Source organism: Ralstonia edaphi (assembly GCF_958350185.1).
In the GTDB taxonomy this organism is placed as follows: Bacteria; Pseudomonadota; Gammaproteobacteria; order Burkholderiales; family Burkholderiaceae; genus Ralstonia; species Ralstonia edaphi.
On the sequence record NZ_CATWHI010000002.1, the window covers coordinates 88,096 to 100,898 of the forward strand.

Genomic DNA, 12,803 nt, shown 5'->3' on the forward strand with positions numbered 1-12,803 from the left:
CTCACGTCACATCACGCCGTATGCCCACAGCCCTACCCGCCTGGCAGTCCCTGACGCAACACGCAGAATCGATCCGCGCGACACATATGCGCGACTGGTTTGCCGCGCCGGACGCCGAGGAGCGGGTACGCGCCTTCACGCTGGAAGCCGCTGGCCTGACGGTCGACTACTCCAAGAACCGCATCACGCCTGAGACGCTGGCGCTGCTGCTGCAACTGGCCGACGAAGCCGGCGTGCTCGCGCTGCGCGACGCCATGCTGCGCGGCGACCGCATCAACAACACCGAGCACCGCTCCGTCCTGCATGCAGCCCTGCGTGGCCGCGCTGAAGACGACTATCGCGCCGACGGCGAGCCCGTCATGCCCGAAGTGCTGCGCGTGCGCGCCCAGATGCACGACTTCGCCAACCGCGTGCATAGCGGCGCATGGACGGGCCATTCCGGCCAACGCATCACGGACGTGGTGAACATCGGCATCGGTGGATCGGACCTCGGCCCGCGCATGGTGTGCCGTGCGCTCGACCACCTTGCCGTGCCGCAGGTGCGCGTGCATTTCGTCTCCAACGTCGACGGCACGGACCTGGCTGAAACGCTCGAGCATCTGAATCCGGATACGACGCTCGCCATCGTCTGCTCGAAGACGTTCACCACGCTCGAAACGATGGCGAACGCGCACAGCATGCGCCGGTGGTTTATCGAACGTGGCGTGGCGGAAGATCAGCTCAAGCACCACTTCGTCGCGGTCTCCACCAACCGCGAAGCCGTCGTGCAGTTCGGCATCGACCCGGAGAACATGTTCACGTTCTGGGATTGGGTTGGCGGGCGGTTCTCGCTGTGGTCGGCGGTGGGCCTGTCGATCGTGCTGGCGATCGGGCCGCAGCAGTTTGAAGCGATGCTCGACGGCGCCCGCGCGATGGATCGCCACTTTGCGACCGCCGCGCCGCGCGAAAACCTGCCGCTCATTCTCGGGATGCTCTCGGTCTGGTATCGCGGCTTCTTCGACGCGGCCAGCGCATGCACGGTGCCCTACTGCGCGCCGCTGGAGCTTCTGACCGACTTCATGCAGCAGCTCGAGATGGAGAGCAACGGCAAATCGGTCCAGCGCAACGGCGCGGCCATCGATACCGACACCGGCCCCATCGTCTGGGGCACAGCCGGCACCAACGGGCAGCATGCGTATTTCCAGTTGATCCACCAGGGCTCGCAGATCGTGCCGGTGGATTTCATCACCACGCTCGAGCCAGTGCGCAATCTGCCAGGCCACCACGCCAAGCTGCTCGCAAACTGTTTCGCGCAGGGCGAGGCGCTGCTGCTCGGCCGCACCGCCGAGGAGGTTCGCGCGGGCGGTGTCACCGACGAAGCGCTGGTGCCGCACATGGTGTTCGAAGGCAATCGGCCGAGCACGACCATCCTGATGGAGCGGCTCGACGCCGCGTCATTCGGTGCGCTCATCGCCTGCGCCGAGCACCGCACCTTCGTGCAAGGCGCGGTGTGGAACATCAACTCGTTCGATCAGTGGGGCGTGGAGCTTGGCAAGAAACTCGCCAAGCCGATTCAGGCAGAGCTGGAGGGCGCGCCGGCCTCGGTGGCGCATGACGCATCGACGGCGGCGTTGATCCGCCGCGCCAAAGCCGCACTCTGACGCAAACGTTCAGAGTTCGGTGACGATCTCGTCGCCGACAAGATGTCCGGCTTCGATGGTGAGAATGCGGCTGCAACGCGCCGCGACCGAGCGGTCGTGCGTCACCAGCACCAGCGTGGAGCCGGCACTGCGGTTGAGTTCAAACATCAGCGCGATCACGGCCTCGCCGGTGGCAGTGTCGAGACTGCCGGTCGGCTCGTCGGCAAAGAGAATGTCGGGCTCGGTTACGAACGCGCGTGCCAGAGCCACGCGCTGCTGCTCGCCGCCCGACAGTGTCTTCGGATAGTGCGACAGCCGTGCACCGAGGCCGACGCGCTCCAGCAGAACGGTGGCACGACGACGCATTTCAGCGGCACTCACATCGCCCTGCAATTCCAGCGGCAACATCACGTTCTCGAGCGCCGTCAGGTGCGGCAGCAGCTGGAACGATTGGAAGACGAAGCCGACGTGGCTGCCGCGCACGGCGGCACGGCCATCCTCATCGAGTTTGAACAGGTCGTTGCCCAGCAGCTTGACCGAGCCCGATGTCGGCAAGTCGAGGCCCGCGAGCAACCCGAGCAGCGTCGATTTGCCCGAGCCGGACGCGCCGACAATCGCCAGTGTCTCGCCCTTTTCCACACGGAAAGCAACATCGCTCAGAATAGGCAACTCACCGGTGGCATCGCGCACAGTCTTGTGCAGCGAATCGACTTCAATCACCCAGGTAGCGGAAGACGACATGATTGGACGGGTTGGTAGTAGAAGGCGCAGCGTGAAGTGGCTTGCAGCGGCGGCCGGCTGCGCAGTGTTCGGCATGCTGCCGCTCACACAGACGGCTGTAGCACAAGGCGCGCCGGCATCGCATCGTGTGGTGGTGCTGGGCGACAGCCTGTCGGCGGGATACGGCCTTGCGCAAGGCACAGGCTGGGTCGCCTTGCTCGACAAGCGCCTCAAAGAACGGAAGCCCGATTATAGCGTCGCCAATGCCAGCATCAGCGGCGACACCACGGCCGGCGGCCGCTCACGCCTGCCCGCCGTGCTGGCACGCGAAAAGCCCTCCGTCGTGATTCTGGAGCTGGGCGGTAACGACGCGCTGCGCGGCCTCTCGCTCGCTTCGAGCGAAGCCAACATGAAGGCCATGATCGAAGCGTCGCAAGCCGCAGGCGCGAAGGTGTTGCTGGTAGGCATGCGCATCCCGCCCAACTACGGCCCGGATTACAGCGAGCGCTTCTTCGCCATGTTCGGCAAGCTGGCGCAGCAGTACAAGCTGCCGCTGGTGCCGTTCCTGCTGGAAGGCGTTGCGCAACGCCCCGACTGGTTCCAGGAAGATCGCATCCACCCCATTGCGGCAGCGCAGCCAACGATGTTGGATAACGTCTGGCCCAAGCTGGAACCTCTTCTCAAAGGCCGTGTCGGAAGATGACATTCCGGCCCGCCGATCTGCGCCATTAGCTGCATCTTTCCAAGTCGGGCTGCGGGTGCCACATCTAACACGGGCGAACACCATGAAGCTTCTGGCAAGCGGGCTGCGTGCAGCGCGCGACAACAAGCGGTTCCTGGTCGGCATGTCGTTGCTCTTCGCCTTCCGCGCCTGCATTGCAGACTGGTCAATCGTGCCCAGCGGTTCAATGAACCCCACGCTCATCGAAGGCGACTACATTTTGATGAACCGGCTGGCTTACGGGGTGCGCGTACCGGCCACGACCGTCTGGCTCAAGCGCGGCAGCGACCCTCGACGTGGTGATGTCGTCGTCTTCTCGTCGCCCGACGACGGCACGAAGCTGGTCAAGCGACTCATTGGGCTGCCCGGCGACGTGGTTGAAATGCGTGACGAAGCGCTCTACATCAATCGTGAGCGGATTGCCTATGCGCCGCTGCCGGACGTCGCACCCGGCACGTTGCCGCAAGCAACGGCGACGCTGCCGCACGAACTCTGGTCGGAAGCGCTCCCCGGCCGCGAGCACACCGTGATGGTCTTGCCGGAGGTGCGTGCGCTGCGCAGTTTCGGACCCATCACCGTCCCGCAAGACCATTACCTCATGCTGGGCGACAACCGCGACAACAGCCGAGACTCACGTTACTTTGGCCTGATCCCTCGCAAGAACCTGATCGCGCGCGCTTCCCACGTAGCCCTGTCATTCGATCCGGATCACTGGTACATGCCGCGCGTGGCGCGCATCGGCAAACCGCTGGACTAGTCGGCAAAAAAAAAACGGCAAAGAAAAAGCCCCCTCTACAACGAGGGGGCTTTTTTTGTCTGACTACTTGCAGGACGGGTATCAGTCCTCAGCCGTATTGGCAGGTTTGCTGGTGTCGACTGCGTTGCTGTTGATCTTCACCTTCGAGCGCGCCTTCAGTGCTTCGTAGTAGGCGTTGAACTCGGTCTGGCCGGCCGCCTGCGCAAGTTGCTGTGCGTCGGCAGCACGGCGCGCCTCGTCCACATTGGCCGGCGGCAGCACCTTATTGATGCGATACAGCGCGTAGCCCTGGGCACCCAGGTCGACACCGATGGTGACTGGCAGCTTGGTCGCATCCGCGCGCAGGATGGCCGTCAGTGCAGCCGGCGGCGTGCCTTGCGCCTGCTGGCGCGAGATGGTCTGTGCGGCGCTGAAACCATCGGCGCTGTTGCTCTGCTTCACGGCGGCCAGCTTCTCTTCGCCAGCCTTCTTGGCCAGCGCAGCCGCTTGCTCGGCGATCACCTTGGCCTTGACCTGCTCGCGGACCTCGGCCAGCTTCTTCACCGTGGCCGGGCGATACTCCGCCGCGCGCGCTGCAACCAGCGTGGTCGGACCCACTTGGATGGCGGCCGTGTTGCGGTGGCTCTTGATCACGTCGTCAGCGAACAGGGCCTTGAGCACCTTGTCGTTGCCGATGGGGCTGCCGGACTGCGCGGGGCTCGGCGTGCGGGTCACGTTGTCAGCCGTCTGGATCTGCAGCTTGAGCTTGTCGGCCACCGGCTTCAGGCTGTCGGACTGGTCTTCCACCGTGTTGGAGAACGCATCGGCCATCTCCGAGTACTTCTTGTTGGCGAGTTGCGTACGCAGCTCGCGCTCGAGCTCCGGCTTGACGGCTTCCAACGGCTGCACGCCGCCGCCCTTCACTTCTTCCAGCTTGATGATGTGGAAACCGAAATCGCTTTGGACCACGTCACTGATGTCGCCCGGCTGCTTGAGTGCAAACAGCGCGTTCTCAAACGGCGGCACGGTCGCGCCCTTGCCGAGGAAGCCCAGCTCGCCACCCTGCGCGGCCGAGCCCGGATCGCCTGAGTACTTCTTGGCCAGTTCGGCAAAGCTCGCGGGGTTCTTGCGCACTTCGGCCAGGACTTCTTCGGCCTTCTTCTTGGCGGCGTCCTTGTCGGCAGGCTTGGCGTTGTCCGGCAGCTTGATCAGGATGTGAGCGGCGCGGCGTTCTTCTTGTGTCTTGAAGCGCGCAGCGTTCTGATCGTAGTACTCCTTGATCTGCTCGGGCGTGACCGGAATCTGCTTCATCATGTCCTCGCCCGAGAACACGACATACTCGGCCTTGACTTGCTCCGGCACAGAGAATTCCTGCTGGTGCGCGTCGTAGTAAGCCTGGATGGCCTTGTCGTCCGCGTTGACCTTTGCAGCATAGTCGGCAGGCTTGAACAGCAGCGTCTGCACTTCGCGTTGCTGATCGCGTACCTGGATCAGGCGCTCCACCAGCGACTTCGGCACAAACGCCGACGACACGATCGATTGCGGAATCTGTTGCTGCGACAACTCGAAGCGCAGATTGCCTTCCAGCTGCTCCGGCGTCATGTTCTGGGCAGCCAGCAGTCGCACGTAGGCTTCCTGATCGAACGAGCCATCCGGCTTGCGCAGCGCCGCCACGGCCGGAATCTGCAGGATGGTGTCACGAATCTTTTCGTTCGAGATGGTCAGGTTCGAACGCATGACTTCGTTGGCCAGCACGCGTTGCTGGATGATGCCGTCGAGCACGTCGCGACGCATTTGCGGCCCTTCGAACTGGCGCGGATCATATTGTGCGCCGAGCATCTGGCGCAGACGCTCGGTCTGCTCGCGCACGCGCGCGTCGACTTCGTTGGTGGAGATGACCTTGCCGTCGACCTTGGCAGCGTCATGCGAGCTGTCCATGAAGCTCGAATAGCTTTGCACACCGAAGAACACGAACGACGGGAACACCAGAATCAGCAGCACCAGAAACATCAAGCGCCGATGCGTACGTACGAAATCAAGCATGCTGGACCGGAGGTGAATGGAAGATGGAAAATCCGGCGATTCTATCAGGTGCCGCCGACATTCCGGACAATCGCGGGATGGCACGCAGCATGATCTGCAAGCGTTCGCCGCTGAAAAGACAAAGGCCCGAACGAATCGGGCCTTTGTACAGGATTCTGGCGGAGCGGACGGGACTCGAACCCGCGACCCCCGGCGTGACAGGCCGGTATTCTAACCGACTGAACTACCGCTCCAGATTGGGTCGGACTACCCGACGCGTGAGCGGCAATACGAACGATGGTGGGTGCTGAGAGGCTCGAACTCCCGACCCGCGCCTTGTAAGGGCGCTGCTCTACCAACTGAGCTAAGCACCCGTTCGTACTGCCGGCGTGAGCCGGACTGTCCGGCGCCCGTGTTGTCACCCACGAGCACCAAAGCCCGCTAGTTTAGCGCATCTTTCAGCGCTTTACCAGGTTTGAATTTAGCAACTTTACCGCCTTCGATCGTGATGGCCGCACCCGTGCGGGGATTGCGTCCATTACGCGAAGATCGCTTGCCGACCAGAAACGTTCCAAAACCGACGAGCGTGACCGACCCACCTTCGCACAACGCATCCTTGATGCCGTCGATGAGCGCATCGATGGCGCGCCCTGCCGCGGCTTTCGACATGTCCGTCTGCGTCGCCACATGGTCGATGAGATCTGTTTTGTTCATCGTGCCACCTCCCCGAACACCCGCTAGTGTGGATTCATTAAAGTGGCCGTCAATCGACGTGTCAAGGCGAAGAACTGCATGCCACAGGTCGCAGCCTGCGCAAAGAAAAAGGGCCCGAACATGTCGGGCCCTTCTTCAGCCTTGGGAGGCGACGGTGTCAGTGATGCACCATTTCCTGCGATTTGCCGTCGTCGCCCTGGGCGGGCGCAGGCTTGGCTTCCTCTTCCGGCAACGGCTCCGGCTTGCGCACCAGCGCGAGTTCCAGCACCTTGTCGATCCAGCGCACCGGCTGAATCTCGATGCTGTTCTTCACGTTGTCCGGAATGTCCGCCAGATCCTTGACGTTCTCTTCCGGAATCAGCGCCAGCTTGATGCCACCGCGGTGTGCCGCCAGCAGCTTTTCCTTCAAGCCACCGATCGGCAGCACTTCGCCGCGCAGGGTGATTTCGCCGGTCATCGCCACATCAGCGCGCACCGGAATCCCGGTCAGCACCGACACCAGCGCCGTCGTCATTGCAATACCTGCCGACGGGCCGTCCTTGGGCGTCGCACCTTCGGGCACGTGGATGTGGATGTCACGCTTCTCGAACATCTCATCCTTGATACCCAGGCGCGCCGAACGCGAACGCACCACCGAGCGCGCAGCCTCGACCGACTCCTTCATCACGTCGCCCAACGAACCGGTGCGGGTGATGTTGCCCTTGCCCGGCATCAGCGCGGCTTCGATGGTCAGCAGATCGCCGCCCACTTCCGTCCATGCCAAACCGGTCACCTGGCCGACCTGATCTTCCTTGCCGGCCAGACCAAAGTCGAAGCGACGCACGCCGAGGAATTTGTCCAGGTTCTCCGAATCCACCTTCACGGACGTACCGGCTTCCTTCTTCAGCAGCAACTGCTTGACGACCTTGCGGCAGATCTTCGAGACCTCACGCTCCAGCGAACGCACACCAGCTTCCCGCGTGTAATAGCGGATGATGTCGCGCAGGGCGGCTTCGGTCACCTCGATCTCGCCTTCCTTCAGACCATTGTTCTTGATCTGCTTGGGCAGCAAGTAGCGACGGGCGATGTTGACCTTCTCGTCTTCCGTGTAGCCCGACAGGCGAATCACTTCCATCCGGTCCAGCAGCGGAGCCGGAATGTTCAGCGAATTCGACGTCGCCACGAACATCACGTCCGACAGATCGAAGTCCACCTCGATGTAGTGGTCCTGGAACGTGTGGTTCTGTTCCGGGTCCAGCACTTCGAGCAGCGCAGACGATGGGTCACCGCGGAAGTCCGCACCCATCTTGTCGATCTCGTCCAGCAGGAAGAGCGGATTGCGCACGCCAACCTTCGTCAGGCTTTGCAGGATCTTGCCCGGCATCGACCCGATGTAGGTACGGCGGTGACCGCGAATCTCGGCCTCGTCACGCACGCCGCCCAGCGCCATGCGCACGAACTTGCGGTTCGTTGCACGCGCCACCGACTGCCCAAGCGAGGTCTTACCGACACCCGGCGGCCCCACGAGGCACAGGATCGGCGCCTTCAGCTTGTCCACGCGCTGTTGCACCGCGAGGTATTCAAGAATGCGTTCCTTGACCTTCTCCAGGCCGTAGTGGTCCTGATCCAAAACCTGCTCAGCATTCGACAGGTCGTTGTTGACCTTGCTCTTCTTGCGCCACGGCAACCCCACCAACGTGTCGATGTAGTTGCGCACGACCGTTGCTTCGGCCGACATCGGCGACATCAGCTTGAGTTTCTTGAACTCGGACTCGGCCTTCTTCTTGGCCTCCTTGGGCATGCGGGCGGCCTTGATCTTCTTGTCCAGCTCTTCGAGATCGGCGCCTTCCTCGCCTTCGCCCAGTTCCTTCTGGATGGCCTTGACCTGCTCGTTCAGGTAGTACTCGCGCTGGCTCTTCTCCATCTGGCGCTTGACGCGGCCACGGATGCGCTTTTCCACCTGCAGGATGTCGATCTCACCTTCAAGCTGCGAAAGCAGGCTCTCCAGACGTTCGGTCACGTTGAACATCTCGAGAATTTTCTGCTTCTGCTCGAGCTTGATCGGCAGATGCGCAGCGATGGTGTCAGCCAGACGACCCGGCTCGTCGATGCCCGACAACGAAGTCAGAATCTCCGGCGGGATCTTCTTGTTCAGCTTCACGTACTGGTCGAACTGCGACACGATGGCGCGACGCAGCGCCTCGGTCTCGGCCGATTCAGTGGGCTCCGGGCCGACGGGCACGGCTTCGCAGAAGAAGTGCGATTCGTCGTCGGTGACGGAGAGGATGTTGGCGCGCTGCGTGCCCTCGACCAGCACCTTCACGGTGCCGTCCGGCAGCTTCAGCATCTGCAGAATGTTGGCGATACAGCCGACCTCGTACAGATCCTTATCGGTCGGCTCGTCCTTGGCGGCGGTCTTTTGCGCCACGAGCATGATGCTCTTGCCCGCCTCCATCGCAGCTTCCAGCGCCTTGATGGATTTGGGGCGCCCCACGAACAGCGGAATCACCATGTGCGGAAACACCACCACGTCACGCAGCGGCAACAGCGGCAGGCGAATCTGCTCAGCGGGTAAAAGTTGGGTTCCGGACATTATTTTCCCCAGAAAGTCATGTAAGGGCTAAATTGGGCACAGCGACGGTTTTACAAGACCGCTGCTGCAAGTCGCATGCCGACCCGGTTTCCCGAAGCAAAAAAAGCCGCTCGCGAGCGAACGGCTTCCTGCATGGGACGCATACGGCGCATCCCGGCCGGGCATTCGCGTCAGTTGGAACCTGCAACCTTGGGTTGCTCTTCGTAAATCAGCAAGGGCTTGCCTTCGTCGGAGATCGTACTTTCATCGATCACCACCTTTTGCACACCCTTGTGGTTGGGGAGGTCATACATCACATCCATCAAAGCGTGCTCGACGATGGAACGCAAACCACGCGCCCCCGTCTTGCGCTTGATCGCCTTGCGGGCGATTGCCGTCAGCGCGCTCGGACGAATTTCCAGCTCCACCCCTTCCATTGCCAGCAGCTTCTGGTACTGCTTGACGATTGCGTTCTTCGGCTCGACGAGGATCTCCATCAAGGCGGCCTCATCGAGCTTGGCCAGCGTCGCCACCACGGGCAGACGGCCGATCAACTCGGGAATCAGACCAAACTTGATGAGATCTTCCGGCTCCACTTGCGGCAGCACTTCGCTGACGTCGCGCTCTTCCTTGCTCTGCACCTCGGCACCGAAACCGATACCGGTCTTGTCGGAGCGCTGCATGATGATCTTTTCCAGACCATCGAACGCGCCGCCGCAGATGAACAGGATGTTGGTCGTATCAACCTGCAGGAAGTCCTGGTTCGGATGCTTGCGACCACCTTGCGGGGGCACCGACGCCATCGTCCCTTCCACCAGCTTGAGCAGGGCCTGCTGCACGCCTTCCCCAGAAACGTCCCGGGTGATGGAAGGGTTGTCAGACTTGCGCGAAATCTTGTCGATCTCGTCGATGTAGACAATGCCGCGCTGGGCCTTGTCCACCTCGTAATTGCAGTTCTGCAGCAGCTTCTGAATGATGTTTTCGACATCCTCGCCCACGTAGCCGGCTTCGGTCAGCGTGGTGGCGTCGGCGATGACGAATGGCACGTTCAACAGACGCGCCAGCGTTTGAGCAAGCAGCGTCTTGCCCGAGCCGGTCGGCCCGATGAGCAGGATGTTGCTCTTGGACAGCTCGACATCATCTTTCTTGCCGAGGTGCTTCAAACGCTTGTAATGGTTGTAGACCGCGACCGCCAAGATTTTCTTGGCCTGTTCCTGACCGATCACATATTGGTCCAGGCTCAGGCGAATTTCATGCGGCGTGGGCAGATCAGACTTGACCGCCAGACCACCTTCCTTTTCGGAGATGGCTGCTTCGTCCCGGATGATCTCGTTGCACAGGTCGATACATTCATCGCAGATGAAGACCGAGGGGCCGGCAATCAGTTTCTTGACCTCATGCTGGCTCTTGCCGCAGAACGAGCAGTACAGCAGCTTTTCGCCAGTCGAGCCTTTCTTGTCCGCCATAACGATTACCAGTAGTTCTTGGCAGCATCATACGCCAAATTATCTGGCGACGATCCGCAGGTGTTGTTCAAAGCAAAAACGAGGCGCGAGGCCTCGTTTTTGACACCGCTTGACATGTTTCGGAGCGGCTAACCGGTGTGCCGTAGAACGCACCGGCAATACCGCCTACCGCGCACATCAACGCATGACTTCGACACTTCAGCGCTTGGCGATAACCTGGTCGATCAGACCGTACTCCTTGGCCTGCTCGCTGCTCATGAAGTTGTCGCGGTCCGTGTCGCGGGCGATCTTGTCGACCGGCTGACCCGTCGCCTCCGAAAGCACCGTGTTCAGGCGCTCGCGCAGGTAGAGAATCTCGCGCGCCTGGATCTCGATGTCAGAGGCTTGACCCCGCGCGCCGCCCAGCGGCTGGTGGATCATGATGCGCGAATTTGGCAGCGCCAGCCGCTTGCCCTTCGCACCGGCTGCAAGCAGGAACGCGCCCATGCTGGCCGCCATCCCCATGCACAGCGTCGACACGTCCGGCTTGATGAACTGCATCGTGTCGTACATCGCCAGACCGGACGATACCGAACCGCCCGGCGAGTTGATGTACAGCGAGATGTCCTTGTCGGGATTCTCGCTTTCCAGGAACAGCAACTGTGCCACCACGAGGTTGGCAGTCTGGTCGTTGACCTCGCCCACCATGAAGATCACTCGCTCCTTGAGCAGGCGCGAGTAGATGTCGTAGGCGCGCTCGCCGCGGCCCGACTGCTCGACCACCATCGGCACCAGACCGAGCCCCTGCGTTTCGAGCGCGGAAGCCTGGGTACGGGCAAGTTGGTCGATCAGTTCATTGCGGATCATGCGGTTCTCCGGTGCTTAGTTCGGAAACTATCGATCGAATCAGCCTTGCGCCGGCGTGGCGGTCAGCTCTTCGAACGACACGACCTTGTCAGTGACCTTGGCCTTGTCGCACACAAAATTTACCACGTTGTTTTCGAGCACGTAGGCTTCCATCTCGGCCAGGCGCTGTTGGTCGCCGTAGTACCAGCGGATGACTTCCTTCGGGTCTTCGTAGCTCTTGGCGAACTCTTCGATCTCAGCCTTGATCTGCTCCGGCTTGGCTTCCAGGCCGTTGGCCTTCACGACTTCGGCCAGCACCAGACCCAGCTTCACGCGGCGCTCAGCTTGCTGCGTGAACATCTCGGCCGGGATCGGCATGTTCTTGGCGTTCGGCATGCCGCGCGATTCGAGGTCGCGGCGGGCCATTTCCACCAGACGCTCCTGGTCTTGCTCGACCAGCGACTTCGGCACGTCCAGCTCTGCCACCTTCAGCAGCGCTTCCATGACTTGGTCCTTGAGCAGCGCGTGCGTACGGCGCTTGACTTCACGCTCGAGGTTTTCGCGGATGTCGGCGCGCATCTTGTCGAGGTTGCCGTCGGCGATGCCAAGCGATTGGGCGAAGGCTTCGTTGACTTCCGGCAGGTGCGCCCACTCAACTTGCTTGAGCGTGACCGTGAATTCAGCAGTCTTACCGGCGACGTCCTTGCCGTGGTAGTCCTCGGGGAACGCCAGCGGGAATTTCTTCGACTCGCCTTGCTTCAGGCCCAGCGTGGCTTGTTCGAACTCAGGCAGCATGCGGCCTTCGCCCAGCACGAAGCTGAAGCCTTCAGCCTTGCCACCGGCGAATTCCACGCCGTCGATCGTGCCGACGAAATCGACCGTCACGCGGTCGCCATTCTGTGCAACGGCTGCACCGCCGTCGCCGTGCTCGCCGGCTTCGCCGCGCGGATGGTAATGCACGCGCTGCTTGCGCAGGATGTCGAGGGTCTTGTCGATCTCGGCATCGGTGATTTCGGTCTTGGTGCGGGTCAGTTCCGCGCCGGCCAGATCGCCGAGCTTCACTTCCGGATACACCTCGAAAGTCGCGTCGAACGCAACTTGGTCATCGGCCACGCCTTCGGTCTTCAGCTCGAAGCGCGGTTGGCCGGCAACCTTCACGCCCTGCTCGTTCGTGATGTCGAAGAACTGGCGCGCAGCCTTGTCGTAGCGCACTTCGAATTCGACTTGTTGGCCGTATTGCTTCTCGACCATCTTCATCGGGACCTTGCCCGGGCGGAAGCCGGACATCTTGACGGTCTTGGACAGACGCGCCAGACGGCTTTGCTTCTCTTGCTCCACTTCGGCCTTCGGGACAGCCAGGGTCACTTTGCGATCAAGCTTGCCGAGGTTTTCGATAGTCGACATGGTCGTAATTCCAGATTCAGAAGAT

At 61.7% G+C, this 12,803-nt stretch carries 10 protein-coding genes and 2 tRNA genes; 3 read left to right on the forward strand and 9 right to left on the reverse strand.

The window, feature by feature from the left end; all coding sequences use genetic code 11:
• Nucleotides 1-20: 20 nt before the first annotated feature.
• Complete coding sequence (gene pgi, locus R2669_RS05545; RefSeq protein ID WP_316873672.1) at nucleotides 21-1,640, forward strand: glucose-6-phosphate isomerase; 1,620 nt, start codon at nucleotides 21-23, stop codon at nucleotides 1,638-1,640.
• A 9-nt stretch (nucleotides 1,641-1,649) separates the two neighbouring features.
• On the opposite strand, the gene R2669_RS05550 is transcribed toward pgi, so the two are convergent.
• Complete coding sequence (locus tag R2669_RS05550) at nucleotides 1,650-2,360, reverse strand: ABC transporter ATP-binding protein (RefSeq protein WP_147215710.1); 711 nt, start codon at nucleotides 2,358-2,360, stop codon at nucleotides 1,650-1,652.
• 73 nt (nucleotides 2,361-2,433) lie between these two features.
• Here R2669_RS05550 and R2669_RS05555 point away from each other — a divergent pair, with 73 nt between their 5' ends.
• Nucleotides 2,434-3,042, forward strand: coding sequence for an arylesterase (locus R2669_RS05555; protein ID WP_147215893.1), 609 nt, complete (start codon nucleotides 2,434-2,436; stop codon nucleotides 3,040-3,042).
• An 82-nt stretch (nucleotides 3,043-3,124) separates the two neighbouring features.
• A complete protein-coding gene (gene lepB, locus R2669_RS05560; RefSeq protein ID WP_316899155.1) occupies nucleotides 3,125-3,817 on the forward strand; it encodes a signal peptidase I in 693 nt (230 codons plus the stop codon).
• Nucleotides 3,818-3,898: 81 nt separating this feature from the next.
• Here lepB and R2669_RS05565 read toward each other — a convergent pair whose 3' ends face one another.
• From R2669_RS05565 to tig, 8 genes are all read right to left on the reverse strand, one after another.
• Entirely contained in the window at nucleotides 3,899-5,839 is a 1,941-nt protein-coding gene (locus R2669_RS05565; RefSeq protein WP_316899157.1) for a SurA N-terminal domain-containing protein, read from the reverse strand.
• A 156-nt stretch (nucleotides 5,840-5,995) separates the two neighbouring features.
• Nucleotides 5,996-6,072: transfer RNA gene (locus R2669_RS05570), tRNA-Asp, on the reverse strand.
• Between the two features lie 44 nt (nucleotides 6,073-6,116).
• Nucleotides 6,117-6,192: transfer RNA gene (locus R2669_RS05575), tRNA-Val, on the reverse strand.
• 67 nt (nucleotides 6,193-6,259) lie between these two features.
• Nucleotides 6,260-6,586 carry an HU family DNA-binding protein gene (locus tag R2669_RS05580; RefSeq protein WP_428984275.1) on the reverse strand — a complete coding sequence of 109 codons (327 nt, stop codon included), beginning with the start codon at nucleotides 6,584-6,586 and terminating at the stop codon, nucleotides 6,260-6,262.
• A 103-nt stretch (nucleotides 6,587-6,689) separates the two neighbouring features.
• Complete coding sequence (gene lon, locus R2669_RS05585; protein ID WP_147215862.1) at nucleotides 6,690-9,104, reverse strand: endopeptidase La; 2,415 nt, start codon at nucleotides 9,102-9,104, stop codon at nucleotides 6,690-6,692.
• Nucleotides 9,105-9,274: 170 nt separating this feature from the next.
• Nucleotides 9,275-10,549, reverse strand: a complete 1,275-nt coding sequence (gene clpX, locus R2669_RS05590; protein WP_147215864.1) for an ATP-dependent Clp protease ATP-binding subunit ClpX — start codon at nucleotides 10,547-10,549, stop codon at nucleotides 9,275-9,277.
• Between the two features lie 198 nt (nucleotides 10,550-10,747).
• Nucleotides 10,748-11,395: an ATP-dependent Clp endopeptidase proteolytic subunit ClpP gene (gene clpP, locus R2669_RS05595; RefSeq protein WP_024975598.1), complete on the reverse strand. Its 648-nt coding sequence runs from the start codon at nucleotides 11,393-11,395 to the stop codon at nucleotides 10,748-10,750.
• Nucleotides 11,396-11,434: 39 nt separating this feature from the next.
• Nucleotides 11,435-12,778, reverse strand: a complete 1,344-nt coding sequence (gene tig, locus R2669_RS05600) for a trigger factor (RefSeq protein WP_102067278.1) — start codon at nucleotides 12,776-12,778, stop codon at nucleotides 11,435-11,437.
• Nucleotides 12,779-12,803 lie beyond the last annotated feature (25 nt).

Bases quoted from the DNA above. Each gene is read 5' to 3' on its own strand.
- pgi (WP_316873672.1), top strand. From the start codon at position 21: ATGCCCACAGCCCTACCCGCCTGGCAGTCCCTGACGCAACACGCAGAA.
- R2669_RS05550 (WP_147215710.1), bottom strand. From the start codon at position 2,360: ATGTCGTCTTCCGCTACCTGGGTGATTGAAGTCGATTCGCTGCACAAG.
- R2669_RS05555 (WP_147215893.1), top strand. From the start codon at position 2,434: ATGCTGCCGCTCACACAGACGGCTGTAGCACAAGGCGCGCCGGCATCG.
- lepB (WP_316899155.1), top strand. From the start codon at position 3,125: ATGAAGCTTCTGGCAAGCGGGCTGCGTGCAGCGCGCGACAACAAGCGG.
- R2669_RS05565 (WP_316899157.1), bottom strand. From the start codon at position 5,839: ATGCTTGATTTCGTACGTACGCATCGGCGCTTGATGTTTCTGGTGCTG.
- lon (WP_147215862.1), bottom strand. From the start codon at position 9,104: ATGTCCGGAACCCAACTTTTACCCGCTGAGCAGATTCGCCTGCCGCTG.
- clpX (WP_147215864.1), bottom strand. From the start codon at position 10,549: ATGGCGGACAAGAAAGGCTCGACTGGCGAAAAGCTGCTGTACTGCTCG.
- clpP (WP_024975598.1), bottom strand. From the start codon at position 11,395: ATGATCCGCAATGAACTGATCGACCAACTTGCCCGTACCCAGGCTTCC.
- tig (WP_102067278.1), bottom strand. From the start codon at position 12,778: ATGTCGACTATCGAAAACCTCGGCAAGCTTGATCGCAAAGTGACCCTG.